The organism is Escherichia sp. MOD1-EC5990 (assembly GCF_002965285.1).
GTDB lineage: Bacteria > Pseudomonadota > Gammaproteobacteria > Enterobacterales > Enterobacteriaceae > Escherichia > Escherichia coli_F.
The window spans coordinates 241,653-264,044 of the sequence record NZ_PTRV01000006.1; the positions used below are offsets into that span (position 1 = coordinate 241,653).

Genomic DNA, 22,392 nt, shown 5'->3' on the forward strand with positions numbered 1-22,392 from the left:
GTCGATCAGATTCGTCTCATTAGTTTAAAAACTGTAAAGAATTTGCGACAGGTACTACCAGCTGAAAGGCGGTAAGCAGGAAAATATAGTGAAGAGCAAGCAAATATCAATTAGCGGTGGTTAACAATCAGGCGGCAGAGCCGCCTGATGAGAAATTACTTATTCGGTTTCTCGATTTCGCCAAGTTCTTCGAGAATTTCTTCCGGTTGGTCCGTCGGCGGCGGGACTTCTTCCACCCACGCGGCAAACAGACGCCAGGAAACGGCTAACAGAACCGGACCAATAAACAGACCGATCATCCCGAAAGCAATCAAACCACCAATAACGCCAGAGAGGATCAGGATCAGCGGTAAATCGGCACCCATGCGAATTAACATTGGGCGGATGACGTTATCCAGCGTGCCAACCACACCACTCCATACCAGTAATACCGTGCCCCAGGTGGTATCGCCGGTCCAGTAAAGCCAGATGATCGCCGGAATCAGCACCGGCAGCGGGCCAAGTTGGACAAGGCAGGAGAGGATCATTAACACCGTGAGCAAAGTTGCATAAGGTACGCCGGATACCGCGAGGCCGATACCACCAAGCACTGCCTGTACTAACGCAGTCACCACAACACCCAGCGCCACTGCGCGGATAGCTTGTGCCGCTAGCAGCACGGCGGCATCTCCACGAACGCCTGCCAGACGGGTAGCAAAATGGCGAATGCCTTGCGCCACTTGTTCACCGCGCCAGTACAGCAGGGCGCTGAAGAGAAGCATCAGCGCACAATGCACCATAAAGCGCCCGATATGCGCCGCCTGCCCAACGAACCAGGTGGTGGTGGTGCCAATATAAGGACGGAGTTTCGCCATGATCGCCGTACCCCCCATATCCAGCAAGTTGTGCCAGCCTGCATATAGCTTCGCGCCAATCACCGGAATGGTATTAAGCCACGCCAGATCGGGTAACGTCATGTCACCGCTGGAAATAGCTTTAATAAGCGGGCCGCTGCCATCGACAATACTGTTAACCAACAAGGCAATAGGGATGATAAACACCATCACTAATAACAGCGTCATCACCAGAACGGCGAGAGAGCGGCGGCCAAACATGATCTTTTGCAAACGTAACAATACCGGCCAGGTAGCGATAACCACCGTACCGGCCCATGCGAAACCGAGAATAAAGGGTTGAACAATCCACAGACATGCCACAATCATGATGGCTAAAAACAGCACCGAAAGCAGAATTTGTGCGACATCCCTGGGCTGACGAACATTTACCATAACTACTTTTCACCTTTTTTGTGCGTCAAATCGTCGACGCGACGTGAACACGCGAAACTCACCTGCATAATGATGAGCAATTTCAGCGGTTTTTAACAGGCCGATTCTGCCCTTAATTCTGATGGGCGTGTTAGAAAAAAATGTGGTACAACAAATCAGGCAACACGCAAACGATTTACTCGTCGTATTTCAAATTGCATGTGCTGCGGCTACGTTCGTTCACCCCAGTCACTTACTTTTGTAAGCTCCTGGAGTTCACTCGCTTGCCGCCTTCCTGCAACTCGAAATCCATAGAGTAAACAAACATCACCTTTCAGTGCGCTATTAGAAGCCTGAAAGAACAGTGTATCGATCTACATCACAGACCGCAGGAAAGGGTCAATATAATGATTCCACAGATTTCCCAGGCACCCGGCGTCGTTCAATTGGTGCTTAATTTTTTGCAAGAGCTGGAGCAACAGGGTTTTACTGGCGATACGGCGACAAGTTATGCCGATCGTCTGACAATGTCGACCGACAACAGTATTTACCAACTTCTCCCCGATGCAGTGGTATTTCCGCGTTCGACCGCAGATGTGGCGCTGATCGCTCGTCTTGCCGCGCAGGAACGCTATTCATCGCTGATCTTTACCCCCCGCGGCGGCGGCACCGGCACTAACGGTCAGGCGCTCAACCAGGGGATTATTGTTGATATGTCCCGCCATATGAACCGCATCATCGAAATTAACCCTGAAGAGGGCTGGGTGCGCGTTGAGGCCGGGGTGATAAAAGATCAACTCAATCAGTACCTGAAACCGTTCGGCTACTTTTTTGCGCCGGAGCTTTCGACCAGCAACCGGGCAACGCTCGGCGGGATGATCAATACCGATGCATCCGGTCAGGGATCGCTGGTCTATGGCAAAACGTCAGATCACGTACTTGGCGTACGCGCGGTGTTGTTGGGGGGCGATATTCTCGATACGCAACCCTTACCCGTCGAACTGGCAGAAACGCTGGGTAAAACCAATACCGCAATCGGGCGAATTTATAACACGGTTTATCAACGTTGCCGTCAGCAACGCCAGTTAATCATCAACAACTTCCCCAAACTTAACCGCTTTCTTACCGGTTACGATCTGCGTCATGTCTTTAACGATGAGATGACCGAGTTCGACCTGACGCGCATTCTGACGGGTTCAGAAGGGACGCTGGCCTTCATTACCGAAGCGCGGCTGGATATTACGCCCTTGCCTAAAGTGCGCCGTCTGGTGAACGTCAAATATGACTCTTTTGACTCCGCGCTGCGTAACGCGCCGTTTATGGTTGAGGCGAGGGCGCTTTCGGTAGAGACGGTGGACTCAAAAGTGCTGAATCTGGCGCGGGAAGATATTGTCTGGCATTCCGTCAGCGAGTTGATTACCGATGTGCCTGACAAAGAAATGCTCGGGCTGAACATTGTGGAATTTGCTGGTGATGATGAGACGCTGATTGATGAGCGGGTAAATGCACTCTGTGCGCGGTTGGATGAACTGATTGCCAGCCAACAGGCAGGTGTGATTGGCTGGCAGGTGTGCCGCGAACTGGCGGGTGTTGAACGTATCTATGCGATGCGCAAAAAAGCCGTTGGTCTGCTTGGCAATGCCAAAGGTGCCGCTAAGCCAATTCCGTTTGCTGAGGATACCTGCGTACCGCCGGAACATCTGGCCGATTATATTGCTGAATTTCGCGCGCTGCTCGACAGCCACGGCTTAAGCTACGGTATGTTCGGTCACGTCGATGCAGGTGTCTTGCACGTCCGTCCGGCGCTGGATATGTGCGATCCACAACAAGAGATTTTGATGAAGCAAATCTCTGATGATGTAGTGGCGTTGACTGCGAAATACGGTGGTTTGTTGTGGGGCGAACACGGTAAAGGTTTTCGTGCCGAATACAGCCCGGCGTTTTTCGGTGAGGAACTTTACGGCGAATTACGTAAAGTCAAAGCGGCATTTGATCCACAAAACCGGCTCAACCCAGGGAAAATTTGCCCACCGGAAGGTATCGACGCGCCTATGATGAAAGTGGACGCGGTGAAGCGTGGCACATATGATCGACAGATCCCCATCGCGGTACGCCAGCAGTGGCGCGGGGCAATGGAGTGTAATGGCAACGGTTTATGCTTCAACTTTGATGCCCGCAGTCCGATGTGCCCGTCGATGAAGATCACCCAGAACCGGATTCATTCACCGAAAGGACGCGCAACGCTGGTGCGTGAGTGGCTGCGTTTGTTGGCAGATCGCGGCGTTGACCCACTCAAACTGGAACAAGAACTGCCTGAATCCGGCGTCAGTTTGCGGACGTTAATTGCCCGCACGCGCAATAGCTGGCATGCGAATAAAGGCGAATATGACTTCTCACACGAAGTCAAAGAGGCGATGTCGGGCTGTCTGGCCTGTAAAGCTTGTTCGACCCAGTGCCCCATCAAAATTGATGTGCCGGAGTTTCGCTCTCGTTTCCTGCAGCTCTATCACACACGTTATTTACGCCCATTACGTGACCATTTGGTGGCAACGGTTGAGAGCTACGCGCCGCTGATGGCACGCGCGCCGAAAACCTTTAACTTCTTCATTAACCAGCCGCTGGTGCGCAAACTCTCGGAAAAACATATTGGCATGGTTGATTTGCCGCTGCTGTCGGTCCCCTCGCTGCAACAACAAATGGTGGGGCATCGCTCGGCAAACATGACGCTGGAACAGCTTGAAGCTCTCAATGCAGAGCAGAAAGCGCGCACGGTGTTGGTGGTGCAGGACCCCTTTACCAGCTATTACGATGCGCAAGTGGTGGCGGATTTTGTCCGTCTGGTCGAAAAATTAGGTTTCCAGCCCGTGTTACTGCCATTTTCGCCGAATGGCAAAGCCCAGCATATCAAAGGCTTTCTTAATCGTTTTGCGAAGACGGCGAAAAAAACGGCGGATTTTCTCAACCGAATGGCGAAATTGGGAATGCCAATGGTGGGCGTCGATCCAGCGCTGGTACTTTGTTATCGCGATGAATATAAACTGGCTCTGGGCGAGGAGCGTGGCGAGTTTAAGGTCTTACTGGCGAATGAATGGTTGGCAAGCATACTTGAGTCACAGCCAGTGGCTACAGTCAGCGGTGAATCATGGTATTTCTTTGGTCACTGTACCGAGGTTACCGCTTTGCCGGGCGCGCCAGCACAATGGGCTGCGATATTTGCCCGTTTTGGCGCGAAACTGGAAAATGTCAGCGTGGGTTGCTGCGGCATGGCAGGGACTTACGGACATGAAGCGAAAAACCATAAAAATTCGCTCGGGATCTATGAGTTATCCTGGCATCAGGTGATGCAGCGACTGCCGCGTAACCGCTGTCTGGCGACCGGATATTCCTGCCGTAGTCAGGTCAAACGGGTTGAAGGCACGGGGGTACGCCATCCTGTGCAGGCTTTACTGGAGATTATTAAATGATATGGAAACGAAAAATCACCCTGGAAGCACTGAATGCCATGGGTGAAGGAAACATGGTGGGGTTACTGGATATTCGCTTTGAACATATTGGTGATGACACCCTTGAAGCGACAATGCCAGTAGACTCGCGGACAAAGCAGCCTTTCGGGTTGCTGCATGGAGGCGCGTCTGTGGTGCTAGCCGAAAGTATCGGTTCCGTTGCCGGTTATTTATGTACCGAAGGTGAGCAAAAGGTGGTTGGTCTGGAAATCAATGCTAACCACGTCCGCTCGGCACGAGAAGGGCGGGTGCGCGGCGTATGCAAACCGTTGCATCTCGGTTCGCGTCACCAGGTCTGGCAGATTGAAATCTTCGATGAGAAAGGGCGTTTGTGCTGTTCGTCACGATTAACGACCGCCATTTTGTGACGTTGTCACCAGAAAAGTGTGACGCATATTGCTTTTGGTCATTATCTGCACAGTAAACGGTGGTATACTGTGCAGGTCTTGTCTAAAAGCGAGGATGCTATGTCTACTCAACTTGATCCCACCCAGCTGGCCATTGAATTTTTACGCCGTGACCAGAGCAATCTTTCACCTGCCCAATATCTCAAACGTCTGAAACAATTAGAACTTGAATTTGCTGACCTGCTTACTCTCTCTTCTGCTGAATTAAAAGAAGAAATCTACTTTGCCTGGCGTTTGGGCGTGCATTGATCCTGACGTAATGCCGCGAGTTCGCCAAATCGGCCTGGATTAATCTTCGTCCAGGTTCGAGGGCCTTCTTAATACTGCTTATCTACCCGCCTGATAACGTTCAAAAATAATACAAATCGCAGTTTGTGCTAAAACAGCGGCTTAGCTTTATGAGACTATTCTTATCGCCCCTTCAAGAGCTAAGCCACTGTGAGTGCCGGAGATAAGCGCCGGATGGGGTAGAAACCCTTAAGCCTGTGATGCACAGACTTAAGGGTTTTCTTATTTCTGAACGCTGCAATTTTTTACCTATCTCTTAAATAGTCATTTTCAATACAACTTTTTCTTTTTCATCACAGCCTTAATGCTCCTTAGATAATAATCATTATCTAACAATGAGATACCTAATTCTTAGCGTGCCTGTTAACCCACACATCAGGGTCTATGCTTATTAAAAGCAGGCAAAAAGCATGTTTTACGGTAAAGCCCCTGCGTTTGCTGGGTTGAACTGATAATCATTATCACTAACATGCTGTTATACGCTGAAAGCGATGAAGTGAGGTAAATCGATGGACATGCATTCAGGAACCTTTAATCCACAGGATTTCGCCTGGCAGGGCTTAACGCTGACACCTGCTGCCGCGGTCCACATCCGTGAGCTGGTGGCAAAGCAGCCGGGTATGGTAGGCGTGCGCTTAGGCGTGAAGCAAACGGGCTGCGCGGGCTTTGGCTATGTGCTCGACAGTGTTAGCGAGCCAGACAAAGACGATCTGCTGTTTGAACACGACGGCGCGAAGCTGTTTGTCCCGCTGCAAGCGATGCCGTTTATTGATGGCACGGAAGTCGATTTCGTTCGTGAAGGACTTAATCAGATATTCAAATTTCACAACCCTAAAGCCCAGAATGAATGTGGCTGTGGCGAAAGCTTTGGGGTATAGGCGGTACTATGTCTCGTAATACTGAAGCAACTGACGATGTCAAAACCTGGACCGGCGGCCCGCTGAATTATAAAGAAGGATTCTTCACCCAGTTAGCCACCGATGAGCTGGCAAAGGGGATAAACGAAGAGGTGGTGCGCGCAATTTCGGCGAAGCGTAATGAGCCGGAGTGGATGCTGGAATTTCGTCTCAACGCCTATCGCGCATGGCTGGAGATGGAAGAACCGCACTGGTTGAAAGCGCACTACGACAAGCTGAATTATCAGGATTACAGCTACTACTCAGCACCATCGTGCGGTAATTGTGACGACAACTGCGCGTCTGAACCCGGTGCGGTGCAGCAAACTGGCGCGAACGCCTTTTTAAGTAAAGAGGTGGAGGCGGCGTTTGAGCAGTTGGGCGTTCCCGTGCGGGAAGGCAAAGAGGTGGCGGTGGATGCCATTTTCGACTCTGTTTCGGTTGCCACCACTTATCGCGAAAAACTGGCGGAGCAGGGAATTATTTTCTGTTCCTTTGGTGAGGCGATCCACGATCACCCGGAACTGGTGCGTAAATATCTCGGCACCGTGGTGCCGGGGAATGACAACTTCTTTGCCGCGCTTAATGCGGCGGTAGCCTCTGACGGTACGTTTATTTATGTGCCTAAAGGCGTGCGCTGCCCGATGGAACTTTCCACCTATTTTCGCATTAACGCGGAAAAAACCGGGCAGTTTGAGCGCACCATTCTGGTGGCCGACGAAGACAGCTACGTCAGCTACATTGAAGGCTGTTCCGCTCCGGTGCGTGACAGCTATCAGTTACACGCGGCGGTGGTGGAAGTCATCATCCATAAAAACGCCGAGGTGAAATACTCCACGGTACAAAACTGGTTCCCTGGCGATAACAACACCGGCGGTATTCTCAACTTCGTCACCAAGCGTGCGTTGTGCGAAGGCGAAAACAGCAAAATGTCATGGACGCAATCAGAAACCGGGTCAGCGATTACGTGGAAATATCCCAGTTGCATTTTGCGCGGCGATAACTCCATCGGTGAGTTTTACTCAGTGGCACTGACCAGCGGTCATCAGCAGGCGGATACCGGCACCAAGATGATCCATATTGGTAAAAACACCAAATCGACCATCATCTCTAAAGGGATCTCAGCCGGACACAGCCAGAACAGTTATCGCGGCTTAGTGAAAATCATGCCGACGGCAACCAATGCACGTAACTTCACCCAGTGCGACTCAATGCTGATAGGCGCTAATTGTGGGGCGCATACTTTCCCGTATGTCGAATGTCGCAATAACAGCGCGCAACTGGAGCACGAGGCAACGACATCACGTATTGGTGAAGATCAACTGTTTTACTGCCTGCAACGCGGGATCAGCGAAGAAGACGCCATCTCGATGATTGTTAACGGCTTTTGCAAAGACGTGTTCTCGGAACTGCCGCTGGAATTTGCCGTTGAAGCACAAAAACTCCTCGCCATCAGTCTTGAACACAGCGTCGGATAAGGAATAAACATGTTAAGTATTAAAGATTTACACGTCAGCGTGGAAGATAAAACTATCCTGCGCGGATTAAGCCTCGACGTTCGTCCCGGCGAAGTTCACGCCATTATGGGGCCAAACGGTTCTGGCAAAAGTACCTTATCGGCAACGCTTGCCGGACGCGAAGATTATGAAGTGACGGCTGGCACGGTTGAGTTTAAAGGCAAAGATTTGCTTGCGCTGTCGCCGGAAGATCGTGCAGGTGAAGGCATCTTTATGGCCTTCCAGTATCCGGTGGAAATTCCCGGCGTCAGTAACCAGTTTTTCCTGCAAACGGCACTTAATGCGGTGCGCAGCTATCGCGGCCAGGAAACGCTCGACCGCTTTGATTTTCAGGATTTGATGGAAGAGAAAATCGCTCTCCTGAAGATGCCGGAGGATTTATTAACCCGTTCGGTAAACGTTGGTTTTTCCGGCGGCGAGAAAAAGCGCAACGATATTTTGCAAATGGCGGTGTTGGAACCGGAGTTATGCATTCTTGATGAGTCGGACTCCGGGCTGGATATTGACGCATTAAAAGTGGTTGCCGATGGCGTGAACTCGCTGCGTGACGGCAAGCGTTCATTCATCATTGTTACGCACTACCAACGCATTCTCGACTACATCAAACCTGATTACGTCCATGTGCTGTATCAGGGACGAATTGTGAAATCCGGCGATTTCACGTTGGTCAAACAACTGGAGGAGCAGGGTTATGGCTGGCTTACCGAACAGCAGTAACGCGCTGCAACAGTGGCATCACTTGTTTGAAGCTGACGGAGCGAAACGCTCCCCGCAAGCACAGCAGCATTTACAACAATTGCTGCGTACCGGACTGCCGACACGCAAACATGAGCACTGGAAATATACGCCGCTGGAAGGGCTGACCAATAGCCAGTTTGTCAGCATTGCGGGAGAGATATCCCCACAGCAGCGAGATGCCTTAGCGTTAACGTTAGACGCTGTGCGGCTGGTGTTTGTCGATGGACGTTACGTGCCCGCGCTGAGCGATGCAACTGAAGGCAGCGGATATGAAGTGAGCATTAACGATGACCGCCAGGGGTTACCCGACGCTATTCAGGCGGAAGTGTTTCTGCATTTAACGGAAAGCCTGGCGCAAAGCGTGACGCATATCGCCGTGAAGCGCGGTCAACGACCGGCAAAGCCATTGCTGTTAATGCATATCACCCAGGGTGTGGCAGGTGAAGAGGTGAACACTGCCCATTACCGACATCATCTGGATCTGGCGGAAGGTGCCGAAGCGACGGTGATCGAACATTTTGTCAGCCTTAATGATGCTCGTCATTTCACCGGAGCGCGCTTTACCATCAATGTCGCAGCGAACGCCCACTTGCAGCATATCAAGCTGGCGTTTGAAAACCCGGTCAGTCACCACTTTGCCCATAACGATTTGTTGCTGGCTGACGATGCCACTGCATTTAGCCACAGTTTCCTGCTGGGTGGCGCAGTATTACGACACAACACCAGTACGCAACTCAATGGCGAAAACAGCACGCTGCGGATCAATAGCCTGGCGATGCCGGTGAAAAATGAAGTGTGTGATACCCGCACCTGGCTGGAACACAATAAAGGTTTTTGTAACAGCCGACAGTTGCACAAAACTATCGTCAGCGACAAAGGCCGCGCGGTATTTAACGGTTTGATCAACGTCGCGCAGCACGCCATCAAAACGGATGGTCAGATGACCAACAATAATTTGCTGATGGGCAAATTGGCAGAAGTGGATACGAAACCGCAGCTGGAAATCTATGCAGATGATGTGAAATGCAGCCACGGCGCGACGGTGGGGCGTATTGATGATGAACAGATGTTCTATCTGCGCTCGCGTGGGATCAATCAGCAGGATGCCCAGCAGATGATCATTTACGCCTTTGCTGCCGAACTGACGGAAGCACTGCGTGATGAGGGGCTTAAACAGCAGGTGCTGGCCCGAATCGGTCAACGACTGCCAGGAGGTGCAAGATGACTTTTTCCGTCGACAAAGTGCGGGCCGACTTTCCGGTGCTTTCTCGTGAGGTAAACGGTTTGCCGCTGGCTTATCTCGACAGCGCCGCCAGTGCGCAGAAACCAAGCCAGGTGATTGACGCCGAGGCCGAGTTTTATCGTCATGGCTACGCGGCGGTGCATCGCGGTATTCATACCTTAAGCGCCCAGGCGACCGAGAAAATGGAGAACGTGCGCAAGCGGGCATCGTTGTTTATCAACGCCCGTTCGGCGGAAGAGCTGGTGTTCGTCCGCGGCACGACGGAAGGGATCAATCTGGTCGCCAATAGCTGGGGCAACAGCAATGTGCGGGCGGGCGATAACATCATCATCAGTCAGATGGAGCACCACGCTAACATTGTCCCCTGGCAGATGCTTTGTGCACGCGTTGGCGCAGAGCTGCGTGTGATCCCTCTCAACCCCGACGGTACGCTGCAACTGGAGACGCTGCCTACGCTGTTTGATGAGAAAACTCGCCTGCTGGCAATTACCCATGTCTCCAACGTGCTTGGGACAGAAAATCCGCTGGTGGAGATGATCACGCTTGCGCATCAACATGGCGCAAAAGTACTGGTGGATGGCGCTCAGGCGGTGATGCATCATCCGGTGGACGTTCAGGCGCTAGATTGCGATTTTTACGTGTTCTCCGGGCATAAACTGTATGGCCCCACTGGAATTGGCATTCTTTATGTCAAAGAAGCCTTGTTGCAGGAGATGCCGCCGTGGGAAGGGGGCGGTTCTATGATCGCCACCGTCAGCCTGAGTGAAGGGACTACCTGGACTAAAGCACCGTGGCGGTTTGAAGCCGGCACACCCAATACCGGAGGCATCATTGGTCTTGGCGCGGCACTCGAGTATGTTTCGGGGCTGGGGCTTAATAATATAGCCGAGTATGAACAGAATCTGATGCACTACGCGCTATCACAGCTGGAATCTGTACCGGATCTCACTCTCTATGGTCCCCAGAACAGACTTGGCGTTATTGCTTTTAATCTTGGTAAACACCACGCCTATGATGTTGGCAGTTTTCTCGATAACTACGGCATTGCTGTGCGTACCGGACATCACTGCGCTATGCCATTAATGGCCTATTACAACGTCCCTGCTATGTGTCGGGCGTCGCTGGCCATGTATAACACCCATGAAGAAGTTGATCGTCTGGTGACCGGATTGCAACGTATTCATCGTTTGCTGGGATAACAGGGAGGCACTATGGCTGTATTGCCGGATAAAGAAAAATTGCTGCGTAATTTTTTACGCTGCGCCAATTGGGAAGAGAAATATCTCTACATTATTGAGCTGGGCCAGCGTCTGCCAGAATTACACGACGAAGACAGAAGCCCGCAAAATAGCATCCAGGGCTGCCAGAGTCAGGTATGGATTGTGATGCGTCAAAATGCGCAGGGAATTATTGAATTACAGGGCGACAGCGATGCGGCCATTGTGAAAGGGCTTATTGCGGTCGTCTTTATTCTTTACGATCAAATGACACCGCAGGATATTGTCAATTTCGATGTGCGCCCGTGGTTTGAAAAAATGGCGCTCACCCAACATCTCACCCCATCACGCTCACAAGGTCTGGAAGCGATGATTAGCGCAATTCGCGCCAAAGCCGCTGCACTTAGCTAAACTAAAGGGACAGCTTTCATCCGGTGGACTCACATTGCCGGGTGGTCAATGTTTACACTGGCCTGCACAGGAGTGTTTTGGTTTCAGGTGAACATAAGCGCCATCCGACGTTTCAGCGTGAGTCTCCGGCAAATACAGGAGGTTTACAATGAAACGCGCGTCTTTGCTTACACTCACGCTTATCGGCGCTTTTAGCGCCATCCAGGCTGCCTGGGCGGTTGATTATCCGCTACCACCAACCGGAAGCCGACTGGTTGGGCAAAATCAAACGTATACGGTGCAAGAAGGGGATAAAAACCTTCAGGCCATCGCCCGACGTTTTGATACTGCGGCAATGTTGATACTTGAAGCCAATAACACTATCGCTCCGGTGCCAAAACCCGGTACGACGATAACGATTCCTTCGCAATTGTTATTGCCTGATGCGCCGCGTCAGGGGATTATCGTTAACCTTGCAGAGCTGCGCCTTTATTATTATCCGCCGGGAGAAAATATCGTGCAGGTCTATCCGATAGGTATTGGATTGCAGGGGCTGGAAACGCCGGTGATGGAAACGCGTGTGGGGCAGAAAATCCCTAATCCAACCTGGACGCCAACGGCGGGCATTCGTCAGCGTTCGCTGGAGCGTGGCATTAAATTACCGCCAGTCGTTCCTGCCGGGCCAAATAACCCGCTAGGACGTTACGCACTGCGCCTCGCGCATGGTAATGGCGAATACCTCATTCATGGCACCAGTGCGCCGGACAGCGTCGGTTTGCGTGTCAGTTCAGGGTGTATTCGCATGAATGCACCGGATATTAAAGCCTTGTTCTCCAGCGTGCGGACGGGAACGCCGGTGAAAGTGATCAACGAACCGGTGAAATATTCCGTGGAACCGAACGGGATGCGTTATGTGGAAGTACATCGACCACTATCAGCAGAAGAACAGCAGAACGTTCAGACAATGCCTTACACACTGCCAGCAGGCTTCACGCAATTTAAAGATAATAAGGCTGTAGACCAGAAGTTAGTCGATAAAGCGTTGTATCGTCGGGCAGGGTATCCAGTTGCCGTGAGCACTGGCGCAACGCCTGTAGCCAGCAATGCGCCTTCAGTAGATTCAGCGCAGAATGGTGAACCAGAGCAAGGGAATATGTTACGCGCGACGCAGTAGCGGTAAATGGCAGGCAAAAAAATGGCGCACAATGTGCGCCATTTTTCACTTCACAGGTACTATTACTTGCGGTATTTAGTAGCCATGTTGTCCAGACGCTGGTTAGCACGAGCTGCGTCATCTTTAGCAGCCTGAACGTCGGAACGCATTGCGTTCACGTCGTTGCTCAGCTGGTCAACTTTAGCGTTCAGAGTCTGAACGTCAGAAGACAGCTGATCGATTTTAGCGTTGCTGGAGCAACCTGCCAGCAGAGTAGAACCCAGGATTACCGCGCCCAGTACCAGTTTAGTAGCTTTCATTATTAATACCCTCTAGATTGAGTTAATCTCCATGTAGCGTTACAAGTATTACACAAAGTTTTTTATGTTGAGAATATTTTTTTGATGGGAAGGCACTTATTTTTGATCGTTCGCTCAAAGAAGCATCGAACGCTGGGTTTTAGATAAAAAAATTGAGAGAAAACAGGATGCTTCCATCGGATTCATCTTAGATAAAGTGGGATTATATAGCGAAATCCGATTTGATTTTTTATTGCTTCTGGTTATCGATTAAATAAAAAAAGCGCCCATCAGGGCGCTTCGATATACAAATTAATTCACAAAAGCAATATTACAGGACGTGAACAGATGCGGTGTTAGTAGTGCCGCTCGGTACCAGTGCACCAGAAACCATAACTACGACGTCACCTTTGTGTGCCAGACCGCTCTGCAGAGCCAGTTCTTTACCCAGACGGTAGAAATCATCAGTAGAAGTGATTTCTTTAACCAGCTGCGGCACAACGCCTTTGCTCAGTACCAACTGATGAGCCGTTTTTTCGTTGGTGGTCAGTGCCAGGATGGTGGCATCCGGGAAGTATTTACGTACTGCACGAGCAGATTTACCGCCCTGGGTAGCAACCACGATCAGCGGAGCATCCAGTTTTTCAGCAGTTTCAACCGCGCCACGGCATACTGCTTCGGTAATGCGCAGTTTACGGTTGTCATTGTTGAACTCGAGACGGCTGTTCATAACGCGGTCGGTACGTTCGCAGATGGTCGCCATGATAGAAACTGCTTCCAACGGGTATTTACCTTTTGCGGATTCACCAGACAGCATTACTGCGTCAGTACCGTCGAGGATGGCGTTCGCAACGTCACCGGCTTCTGCGCGAGTCGGGCGTGGGTTTTTGATCATTGAATCGAGCATCTGGGTCGCAGTGATAACGACTTTACGTGCACGGATACATTTTTCGATCATCATCTTCTGGGCGAAGATAACTTCTTCAACCGGGATCTCAACGCCCAGGTCGCCACGCGCAACCATGATGCCGTCGGAGGCTTCGAGGATTTCGTCGAAGTTGTTCAGGCCTTCCTGGTTTTCGATTTTGGAGATGATTTGGATGTTTTCACCACCGTGTGCTTTCAGATGCTCACGGATTTCGATAACGTCAGAACGCTTACGAATAAAGGAGGCAGCAACAAAGTCTACGCCTTGTTCGCAACCGAAGATCAGGTCTTGTTTGTCTTTTTCAGCCAGTGCTGGCAGGGCAATGGAAACACCCGGCAGGTTCACACCTTTGTTTTCGCCCAGGTCGCCGTTGTTCAGTACTTTACAGATAACTTTGTTACCTTCAATAGCGGTAACTTCCATACCGATCAGACCATCGTCAACCAGTACGGTGTTGCCAACAGACAGGTCGGTAGTGAAACCTTCATACGTTACCGCAACCATTTCGCTGTTGCCGATAACAGATTTATCAGTGGTGAAAGTAAAGGTCTGACCGGCTTTCAGAGAAACGTCGTTACCGCCTTCCAGTTTCATAGTGCGGATTTCTGGACCTTTGGTATCAAGCAGGATAGCGGCAGTTTTACCGGTTTTGCTCATCACGTTGCGCAGATTCTGAATGCGCTGACCGTGTTCTGCATAGTCACCATGAGAGAAGTTCAGACGCATAACGTTCATGCCAGCGTCCAGCATTTTAGCTAACATCTCTTCAGATTCGGTTTTCGGTCCGATGGTGCAAACAATTTTGGTCTTTTTCATGACAGTCTTAGTCTTTAAGTTGAGAAGGATGGGAGAAACTTGCTTTCTGGGCGCACTGCCGGAAAGCGAATCCGGTATTACGAAAGTGGTGGTGCCTCGCTCTAAGGATAGGTGACATCGAAAAAGCGTGCAGAGGAATGTGTGCTTGTGTCTCAGCCCAACGTGAGTGCCTGTTTTTGAGTCGTTGAGTTCTACAGTCCAAAGTGCTGAAACCATTCAAGAGTCAATTGGCGCGCATTATACGCTGAAATTAATCCAAAAGGAAAACAAAAACAGCGTTTCAAAAAATATACAACTTGTAAGACAATAAATTGTTATCAAAGATTTAACGTTACAGGGAAAGGGTTACGCAAAAACCTCGTTGTTTGCGCAACGTCTGGTGCCTGGGTTGTCAGTGTGAGGATAAGTGAGAGTTCATCCGGTGTATAAATACATCATCGCTCAATTGCTACAGTGAAAATAATTTATCGCGTTATTTGTCTGATTTTGTTTGGTTTTTGTTTAATTGGTTAGATTGATATATGCTGATAGTTGGCATGATAAATAGGTATAAAGAATGGGAAACCGGACAAAAGAGGATGAACTGTACCGAGAAATGTGCAGAGTTGTCGGTAAAGTTGTGCTGGAAATGCGCGATCTGGGGCAGGAACCAAAGCATATTGTTATCGCAGGCGTATTACGTACAGCATTAGCCAATAAACGCATTCAGCGCAGTGAGCTGGAAAAGCATGCGATGGAAACCGTCATTAACGCACTGGTTAAATGACCATTCAGGATGAGGCGGTAAGCTTCATCCTGATATTCTTAGTTCAGTTGCAGTCCAGTTAATCATTCTAAATAACAACTGCTGAAATTATACAAATTTCGGTATGTATTTTAATTTATAGCGCTAATGTTATTTTTATTATCTGTAATGAAAGTCACAAATAATTGTCGGATCAGTTAAATTCATATCAAATGATAATAAATATCACTTCACTTATATTTTTTTTCTTTGTGTTTTTAATTGATAACGATCAATGTTAAGAACTCAGAATAATCACATTATTTTTTCTCCTAACCATAAAGGATTAGTTTATCAGCGTTAAATCTTTTCTCATACACTATCGGGTTAGGGAAAATATCTGGTGTTGGGGACAGAGTCAGCAGCGTATTAGTTGAATGCTTAATATCAGGCTGCTGAATTGTCAGCACTGTGTTTGCGAAGAGGATGCGAAATAAATGAACCCGGTTGATCGTCCACTATTAGATATTGGCTTAACGCGATTAGAATTCTTGCGTATATCAGGAAAAGGCCTTGCTGGTCTAACAATTGCCCCTGCGTTACTGTCACTTTTGGGTTGCAAACAGGAAGATATTGATAGCGGCACAGTAGGGTTGATAAATACACCCAAAGGGGTGCTGGTGACCCAACGTGCGCGATGCACGGGTTGCCACCGCTGTGAAATCTCTTGTACCAACTTCAACGATGGCTCAGTAGGGACATTCTTCTCCCGTATCAAAATCCATCGCAATTATTTCTTTGGCGATAACGGGGTTGGCTCTGGTGGCGGCCTATATGGCGATCTCAACTATACCGCGGACACCTGCCGTCAATGCAAAGAACCGCAATGCATGAATGTCTGCCCGATTGGTGCGATTACCTGGCAACAGGAAGAAGGCTGTATTACCGTCGATCATAAACGTTGTATTGGTTGTAGCGCCTGTACAACGGCATGCCCGTGGATGATGGCCACCGTAAATACCGAAAGTAAAAAATCCTCGAAATGTGTGTTATGCGGTGAATGCGCAAACGCCTGCCCAACAGGGGCGTTAAAAATTATCGAGTGGAAAGATATTACTGTGTGAATCTTGCAAAGGAAAAAATTATGGCTAACGGTTGGACAGGTAATATATTAAGAGTCAATCTCACGACAGGAAATATTACCCTCGAAGATTCCAGTAAGTTTAAAAGTTTTGTCGGTGGTATGGGCTTCGGCTACAAAATTATGTATGACGAAGTACCGCCAGGCACGAAACCTTTCGATGAAGCGAATAAATTAGTCTTTGCTACCGGCCCATTAACTGGATCTGGTGCCCCCTGCAGTTCTCGCGTAAATATCACCTCACTTTCTACTTTTACCAAAGGAAATTTAGTCGTCGATGCCCATATGGGGGGCTTTTTTGCAGCGCAAATGAAATTCGCTGGATACGACGTCATTATTATCGAAGGGAAAGCGAAAGCACCGGTATGGCTGAATATTAAAGATGACAAAGTTAGCCTGGAAAAAGCCGATTTCTTATGGGGAAAAGGGACGCGCGCAACTACGGAAGAGATTTGTCGATTGACCAGCCCTGAAACCTGTGTGGCGGCTATTGGTCAGGCTGGGGAAAACCTTGTTCCTCTCTCTGGCATGTTGAATAGCCGTAACCACAGCGGTGGTGCGGGAACTGGCGCAATAATGGGTTCGAAAAACCTGAAAGCGATTGCGGTGGAAGGGACGAAAGGGGTCAACATTGCCGATCGTCAGGAGATGAAGCGTCTCAACGATTACATGATGACCGAGCTTATCGGTGCGAATAATAACCATGTCGTGCCAAGTACGCCGCAATCGTGGGCAGAGTACTCAGATCCCAAATCACGTTGGACAGCTCGTAAAGGGCTGTTTTGGGGCGCGGCAGAAGGCGGTCCGATTGAAACGGGTGAAATTCCGCCAGGTAATCAGAACACGGTCGGCTTTCGTACCTATAAATCCGTTTTTGATTTAGGTCCGGCGGCAGAGAAATACACAGTAAAAATGAGCGGCTGCCACTCTTGCCCGATCCGTTGTATGACCCAAATGAATATTCCTCGGGTGAAAGAGTTTGGCGTGCCCAGCACAGGTGGTAACACTTGTGTTGCAAACTTTGTCCATACCACCATCTTCCCGAACGGTCCGAAAGATTTTGAAGATAAAGACGATGGTCGTGTGATTGGTAACCTGGTTGGTTTGAATCTGTTCGATGACTACGGCCTATGGTGTAACTATGGTCAGCTGCATCGCGACTTTACCTATTGTTACAGCAAAGGGGTGTTCAAGCGTGTTCTGCCTGCTGAAGAGTATGCGGAAATTCGCTGGGATCAACTGGAAGCGGGTGACGTTAACTTCATTAAAGATTTTTACTACCGTCTGGCGCATCGTGTGGGTGAGCTGAGTCACCTGGCTGATGGTTCATATGCTATCGCAGAACGCTGGAATTTGGGTGAAGAGTACTGGGGCTACGCGAAAAATAAACTCTGGTCGCCGTTTGGCTATCCAGTTCACCACGCCAATGAAGCGTCAGCGCAGGTCGGCTCCATTGTTAACTGTATGTTCAACCGTGACTGCATGACGCATACCCATATCAACTTCATTGGTTCCGGTTTGCCATTGAAACTGCAACGTGAAGTGGCGAAAGAGCTTTTTGGTTCTGAAGATGCTTACGATGAAACCAAAAACTACACGCCAATCAATGACGCAAAAATTAAATATGCTAAGTGGTCGCTGTTGCGGGTCTGTTTGCATAACGCCGTCACCCTGTGCAACTGGGTCTGGCCAATGACCGTTTCGCCGCTGAAAAGCCGTAATTATCGGGGCGATCTGGCGCTTGAAGCCAAATTCTTCAAAGCGATCACTGGCGAAGATATGACTCAGGAAAAATTAGATTTAGCTGCAGAGCGTATCTTTACGTTGCATCGCGCCTACACGGTAAAACTGATGAAAACCAAAGATATGCGTAATGAACACGATCTTATCTGTTCCTGGGTATTCGACAAGGATCCGCAGATCCCGGTCTTTACTGAAGGTACTGACAAAATGGATCGTGACGATATGCATGCTTCGCTCACGATGTTCTACAAAGAAATGGGCTGGGACCCACAGCTTGGTTGTCCGACCCGCGAAACATTGCAGCGTCTGGGGCTGGAAGATATTGCCGCCGATCTGGCAGCACACAATCTACTGCCTGCGTAAGGAATGGGTGAGATGAACCATCAGGATGTCTTGCCGTTAGCGGAAATCAGCGAAATTGACGAGGCGAAGCGGCAATGGTTGCAGGGGATGCGCCACCCCGTTGATACGGTAATTGAAGACATCACAGAACCAGAACCTGCTGAAATCCTGGCAGAGTTCATTCGCCAGCATTCTGCGGCTGGGCAGCTGGTGGCGCGCGCCGTGTTTCTCTCGCCACCCTATTCGGTTGCAGAAGAGGAACTGTCAGTTTTGCTGGAAAACATTAAGCAGAACGGAGACTACGCGGATATCGCGTGTATGACGGGAAGCCAGGATGATTACTATTACTCAACGCAGGCCATGAGTGAAAACTACGCGGCGATGTCTTTGCAAGTTGTGGAGCAGGACATTTGTCGCGCTATTGCACACGCCGTTCGTTTTGAGTGCCAGACGTATCCTCGTCCTTACAAAGTCGCCATGCTGATGCAAGCGCCATATTACTTCCAGGAAGCGCAGATTGAAGCCGCGATCGCCGCGATGGATGTTGCACCTGAATATGCCGATATACGGCAGGTGGAGTCATCGACGGCGGTGTTGTACTTGTTTAGCGAGCGATTTATGACCTATGGCAAAGCTTATGGCTTATGCGAATGGTTCGAGGTAGAGCAGTTTCAGAACCCCTGAAATTTCAGGGAGATGTCATGGATAGGGTGGACATTAGCAGCCACTGCATTAGGGGATAATCAGATGTCCTTCACTCGACGCAAATTTGTTCTGGGGATGGGAACAGTAATCTTTTTTACTGGTTCTGCGTCTTCTCTGTTAGCGAACACGAGGCAAGAAAAGGAAGTTCGGTATGCCATGATTCATGACGAGTCACGGTGCAATGGCTGTAATATTTGCGCCCGCGCATGCCGTAAAACTAACCACGTCCCCGCTCAGGGAAGCCGTTTATCGATAGCACACATACCGGTCACCGATAACGACAACGAAACGCAGTATCACTTTTTTCGCCAGTCATGCCAGCACTGTGAAGATGCTCCTTGCATCGACGTTTGCCCAACAGGAGCGTCATGGCGTGATATGCAGGGGATCGTGCGGGTAGAAAAATCGCAGTGCATCGGCTGCAGTTATTGCATTGGCGCTTGCCCGTATCAGGTTCGCTACCTTAACCCTGTCACTAAAGTGGCAGATAAATGTGATTTCTGCGCTGAGTCCCGACTAGCAAAAGGCTTTCCGCCCATTTGCGTTAGCGCCTGCCCGGAACATGCATTGATCTTTGGTCGCGAAGATAGCCCAGAAATTCAAGCGTGGTTGCAAGAAAATAAATATTATCAATATCAGCTACCTGGTGCCGGGAAACCGCATCTGTATCGCCGATTCGGTCAACATTTGATTAAAAAGGAAAATGTATGAACCCGTCGCAACATGCTGAACAGTTTCAGAGCCAGTTGGTGAACTATGTGCCACAGTTCACTCCCGAATTTTGGCCGGTGTGGTTGATCATTGCCGGACTATTGCTGGTTGGGATGTGGTTGGTGCTGGGGCTGCATGCCTTGCTTCGTGCTCGTGGCGTGAAGAAATCAGCCACCGATCATGGTGAGAAGATTTATCTTTACAGCAAAGCGGTCAGATTATGGCACTGGTCGAATGCGTTACTCTTTGTATTGTTGCTGGCAAGTGGGCTGATAAATCACTTTGCGCTGGTGGGAGCAACTGCGGTTAAAAGTCTGGTTGCGGTGCATGAAGTTTGCGGATTTTTGTTACTGGCATGCTGGCTCGGCTTTGTTCTGATCAATGCCGTTGGGGGTAATGGTCACCACTATCGCATTCGTCGTCAGGGTTGGCTGGAGCGAGCGGCAAAACAAACGCGATTTTATTTGTTTGGCATTATGCAGGGGGAAGAACATCCTTTCCCGGCAACAACACAGTCTAAATTTAATCCCTTACAGCAGGTCGCCTATGTTGGTGTCATGTATGGATTGCTGCCGTTGTTACTATTGACGGGGCTGCTGTGTCTCTATCCGCAAGCCGTGGGAGATGTGTTTCCTGGCGTAAGATACTGGTTATTTCAGGCGCATTTTGCTCTGGCATTTATAAGCCTCTTTTTTATCTTCGGTCATCTTTATCTTTGCACCACGGGGCGTACGCCACACGAAACCTTTAAAAGCATGGTCGATGGCTATCACCGGCACTAACGAATGATCATTACACGAGCAGACCTGCGAGAATGGCGTATCGGAGCGGTGATGTATCGCTGGTTCCTGCGCCATTTCCCACGCGGCGGTAGTTATGCCGATATTCATCATGCACTTATTGAGGAAGGATATACGGACTGGGCGGAGAGTCTGGTTGAGTATGCGTGGAAAAAATGGCTGGCGGATGAAAACTTCGCGCATCAGGAAGTTTCTTCTATGCAAAAACTGGCCATAGATCCCGGAGGAGAGAGACCATTTTGCAGTCAGTTTGCCCGCAGCGACGATCATGCTCGCATCGGCTGTTGTGAGGATAATGCCAGAATCGCAACTGCTGGGTATGCCGCGCAAATTGCCAGTATGGGTTATAGCGTGCGGATTGGAAGTGTCGGCTTTAACAGTCACATTGGCAGCTCCGGTGAACGCGCACGGGTTGCTGTAACCGGTAATTCTTCGCGGATAAGCAGCGCTGGAGATAGTAGTCGGATTGCGAATACCGGAATGCGAGTACGCGTTTGCACATTGGGTGAACGGTGTCATGTCGCCAGTAATGGTGACCTGGTGCAAATCGCCAGCTTTGGCGCAAACGCCAGAATTGCCAACAGCGGCGACAATGTACACATCATTGCCAGCGGTGAAGATTCAACAATAGTGAGCACGGGCGTGGTCGACTCAATTATTCTCGGGCCAGGGGGAAGCGCCGCACTGGCATATCATGACGGCGAAAGAGTTCGCTTCGCCGTCGCCATTGAAGGTGAAAACAATATTCGAGCCGGAGTCCGCTATCGCCTTAATGAACAGCATCAGTTTGTTGAGTGCTGATAGCTTTACATTTGATCAAACGAAAGACGCCGACGAGCACGGGATGCAGGCTTTACGACCGCCTGAGCCATCGCCTCACCAATTTCTGCACATGCCGTAAGTCCCTGTACGAATGGCCGGTCGTGCATCAACCAGGGCAACGCGCCGAACGCTACGCGCCCACGAATTTCTTCGGGTTGCTGTAGCGTATAATCTTCGCCAACATCCGGGATTTCATCGCCTGTTTTCTGTAATTGTTCGCGTAGCCCTGGGAAAGGAATGTCTTTCACTTTGAGCGGACGCTGCCCGCGGGCATCAATAAAAACGTCAAACGAGTAGCTATTGTTTTCCGTTTTCAGGACGGTGCGCGACTCATTAATTTCCATTTCGTAGTCTTCACCGAGGGCGAGAATATGAATGATTCCCGCTTCACGTAAGGCCAGTAGTCGACGAATAGACTCTGAAGGGATTGCCGCATAATTATCGATGAAAACCCGGGCAAGGCCTTTACTGAACCGTTTATGGTCGTGTTCATTCAGATGAGGAACAATTTCCTGTACGGCTTCATGCAGGCGCAGAATGACATAACGCCAGGGAACAGTATGTTTTTCTCGTTTATTGCGTTCGACTTCCTGGAGATTTTTTTCTGCCCAGTCGAATGGGTCGCGTTGTTTGCGCTCGGCAAACCAGGCTTGAGCAAAGGAATCGACATTCAGGCTCTCTAAGGGAGCCTGTACATAGATTTGTGTAATTGCCTGATTTTGATATGTTCAATCCAGCATCAAATGAAGGTTAATTTATGGA

General features: G+C 49.8%; 21 protein-coding genes and 1 pseudogene. 17 read left to right on the forward strand and 5 right to left on the reverse strand.

The window, feature by feature from the left end:
- Positions 1-155 precede the first annotated feature (155 nt).
- Positions 156-1,268: an AI-2E family transporter YdiK gene (gene ydiK / locus BEB42_RS09970; protein WP_000248624.1), complete on the reverse strand. Its 1,113-nt coding sequence runs from the start codon at positions 1,266-1,268 to the stop codon at positions 156-158.
- A gap of 386 nt (positions 1,269-1,654) precedes the next feature.
- Here ydiK and ydiJ point away from each other — a divergent pair, with 386 nt between their 5' ends.
- The 10 genes from ydiJ (at position 1,655) to ldtE (ending at position 12,620) form a co-directional block, all read left to right on the forward strand.
- The gene (ydiJ, locus tag BEB42_RS09980) at positions 1,655-4,711 is read left to right on the forward strand and encodes a D-2-hydroxyglutarate dehydrogenase YdiJ (protein ID WP_000613019.1); all 3,057 of its coding nucleotides are present in this window, start codon (positions 1,655-1,657) and stop codon (positions 4,709-4,711) included.
- Entirely contained in the window at positions 4,708-5,118 is a 411-nt protein-coding gene (gene menI, locus BEB42_RS09985; RefSeq protein ID WP_000637986.1) for a 1,4-dihydroxy-2-naphthoyl-CoA hydrolase, read from the forward strand. The genes ydiJ and menI overlap by 4 nt, the downstream gene beginning before the upstream one ends.
- Before the next feature lie 99 nt (positions 5,119-5,217).
- Positions 5,218-5,406 (forward strand): YdiH family protein, encoded by a 189-nt coding sequence (locus tag BEB42_RS09990; RefSeq protein ID WP_001296104.1) that lies wholly within the window; start codon positions 5,218-5,220, stop codon positions 5,404-5,406.
- A gap of 548 nt (positions 5,407-5,954) precedes the next feature.
- On the forward strand, positions 5,955-6,323 hold the full coding sequence (sufA, locus tag BEB42_RS09995) for a Fe-S cluster assembly scaffold SufA (protein ID WP_000367171.1): 369 nt from the start codon (positions 5,955-5,957) through the stop codon (positions 6,321-6,323).
- An 8-nt stretch (positions 6,324-6,331) separates the two neighbouring features.
- A complete protein-coding gene (sufB, locus tag BEB42_RS10000; protein WP_001308677.1) occupies positions 6,332-7,819 on the forward strand; it encodes a Fe-S cluster assembly protein SufB in 1,488 nt (495 codons plus the stop codon).
- A gap of 9 nt (positions 7,820-7,828) precedes the next feature.
- On the forward strand, positions 7,829-8,575 hold the full coding sequence (gene sufC, locus BEB42_RS10005; protein ID WP_000948888.1) for a Fe-S cluster assembly ATPase SufC: 747 nt from the start codon (positions 7,829-7,831) through the stop codon (positions 8,573-8,575).
- Positions 8,550-9,821, forward strand: coding sequence for a Fe-S cluster assembly protein SufD (gene sufD / locus BEB42_RS10010; RefSeq protein ID WP_000907947.1), 1,272 nt, complete (start codon positions 8,550-8,552; stop codon positions 9,819-9,821). The genes sufC and sufD overlap by 26 nt, the downstream gene beginning before the upstream one ends.
- A complete protein-coding gene (sufS, locus tag BEB42_RS10015; protein ID WP_000144591.1) occupies positions 9,818-11,038 on the forward strand; it encodes a cysteine desulfurase SufS in 1,221 nt (406 codons plus the stop codon). Before sufD ends, sufS begins: the two co-directional genes overlap by 4 nt.
- Before the next feature lie 12 nt (positions 11,039-11,050).
- Positions 11,051-11,467, forward strand: a complete 417-nt coding sequence (gene sufE, locus BEB42_RS10020; protein WP_000279728.1) for a cysteine desulfuration protein SufE — start codon at positions 11,051-11,053, stop codon at positions 11,465-11,467.
- Positions 11,468-11,615: 148 nt separating this feature from the next.
- A complete protein-coding gene (ldtE, locus tag BEB42_RS10025) occupies positions 11,616-12,620 on the forward strand; it encodes a L,D-transpeptidase LdtE (protein ID WP_000817100.1) in 1,005 nt (334 codons plus the stop codon).
- A 62-nt stretch (positions 12,621-12,682) separates the two neighbouring features.
- Here the strand turns inward: ldtE and lpp are convergent, their stop codons facing one another.
- The 3 genes from lpp to ynhH form a co-directional block, all read right to left on the reverse strand.
- Entirely contained in the window at positions 12,683-12,919 is a 237-nt protein-coding gene (gene lpp / locus BEB42_RS10030; protein ID WP_000648420.1) for a murein lipoprotein Lpp, read from the reverse strand.
- 310 nt (positions 12,920-13,229) lie between these two features.
- Positions 13,230-14,642, reverse strand: coding sequence for a pyruvate kinase PykF (gene pykF, locus BEB42_RS10035; protein WP_000751442.1), 1,413 nt, complete (start codon positions 14,640-14,642; stop codon positions 13,230-13,232).
- A 7-nt stretch (positions 14,643-14,649) separates the two neighbouring features.
- Positions 14,650-14,844: a protein YnhH gene (gene ynhH, locus BEB42_RS27005; RefSeq protein WP_240806354.1), complete on the reverse strand. Its 195-nt coding sequence runs from the start codon at positions 14,842-14,844 to the stop codon at positions 14,650-14,652.
- 354 nt (positions 14,845-15,198) lie between these two features.
- Here ynhH and fumD point away from each other — a divergent pair, with 354 nt between their 5' ends.
- The 7 genes from fumD (at position 15,199) to ydhT (ending at position 21,609) form a co-directional block, all read left to right on the forward strand.
- The gene (gene fumD, locus BEB42_RS10040) at positions 15,199-15,408 is read left to right on the forward strand and encodes a fumarate hydratase FumD (RefSeq protein ID WP_000528341.1); all 210 of its coding nucleotides are present in this window, start codon (positions 15,199-15,201) and stop codon (positions 15,406-15,408) included.
- A gap of 455 nt (positions 15,409-15,863) precedes the next feature.
- Positions 15,864-16,490 (forward strand): ferredoxin-like protein, encoded by a 627-nt coding sequence (locus tag BEB42_RS10045; protein ID WP_001070227.1) that lies wholly within the window; start codon positions 15,864-15,866, stop codon positions 16,488-16,490.
- A gap of 20 nt (positions 16,491-16,510) precedes the next feature.
- A complete protein-coding gene (locus tag BEB42_RS10050) occupies positions 16,511-18,613 on the forward strand; it encodes an aldehyde ferredoxin oxidoreductase (RefSeq protein WP_001273492.1) in 2,103 nt (700 codons plus the stop codon).
- 12 nt (positions 18,614-18,625) lie between these two features.
- Positions 18,626-19,276 (forward strand): YdhW family putative oxidoreductase system protein, encoded by a 651-nt coding sequence (locus BEB42_RS10055; protein WP_001353180.1) that lies wholly within the window; start codon positions 18,626-18,628, stop codon positions 19,274-19,276.
- A 63-nt stretch (positions 19,277-19,339) separates the two neighbouring features.
- Positions 19,340-20,008, forward strand: coding sequence for a 4Fe-4S dicluster domain-containing protein (locus BEB42_RS10060; protein ID WP_050486602.1), 669 nt, complete (start codon positions 19,340-19,342; stop codon positions 20,006-20,008).
- Entirely contained in the window at positions 20,005-20,790 is a 786-nt protein-coding gene (phsC, locus tag BEB42_RS10065) for a thiosulfate reductase cytochrome B subunit (RefSeq protein WP_001070017.1), read from the forward strand. Before BEB42_RS10060 ends, phsC begins: the two co-directional genes overlap by 4 nt.
- A gap of 3 nt (positions 20,791-20,793) precedes the next feature.
- Positions 20,794-21,609: a protein YdhT gene (ydhT, locus tag BEB42_RS10070; RefSeq protein ID WP_000587547.1), complete on the forward strand. Its 816-nt coding sequence runs from the start codon at positions 20,794-20,796 to the stop codon at positions 21,607-21,609.
- 5 nt (positions 21,610-21,614) lie between these two features.
- Here ydhT and BEB42_RS10075 read toward each other — a convergent pair.
- A pseudogene (locus BEB42_RS10075) lies at positions 21,615-22,313 on the reverse strand (FAD-NAD(P)-binding protein); the annotation flags it as partial.
- Positions 22,314-22,392: the final 79 nt, after the last annotated feature.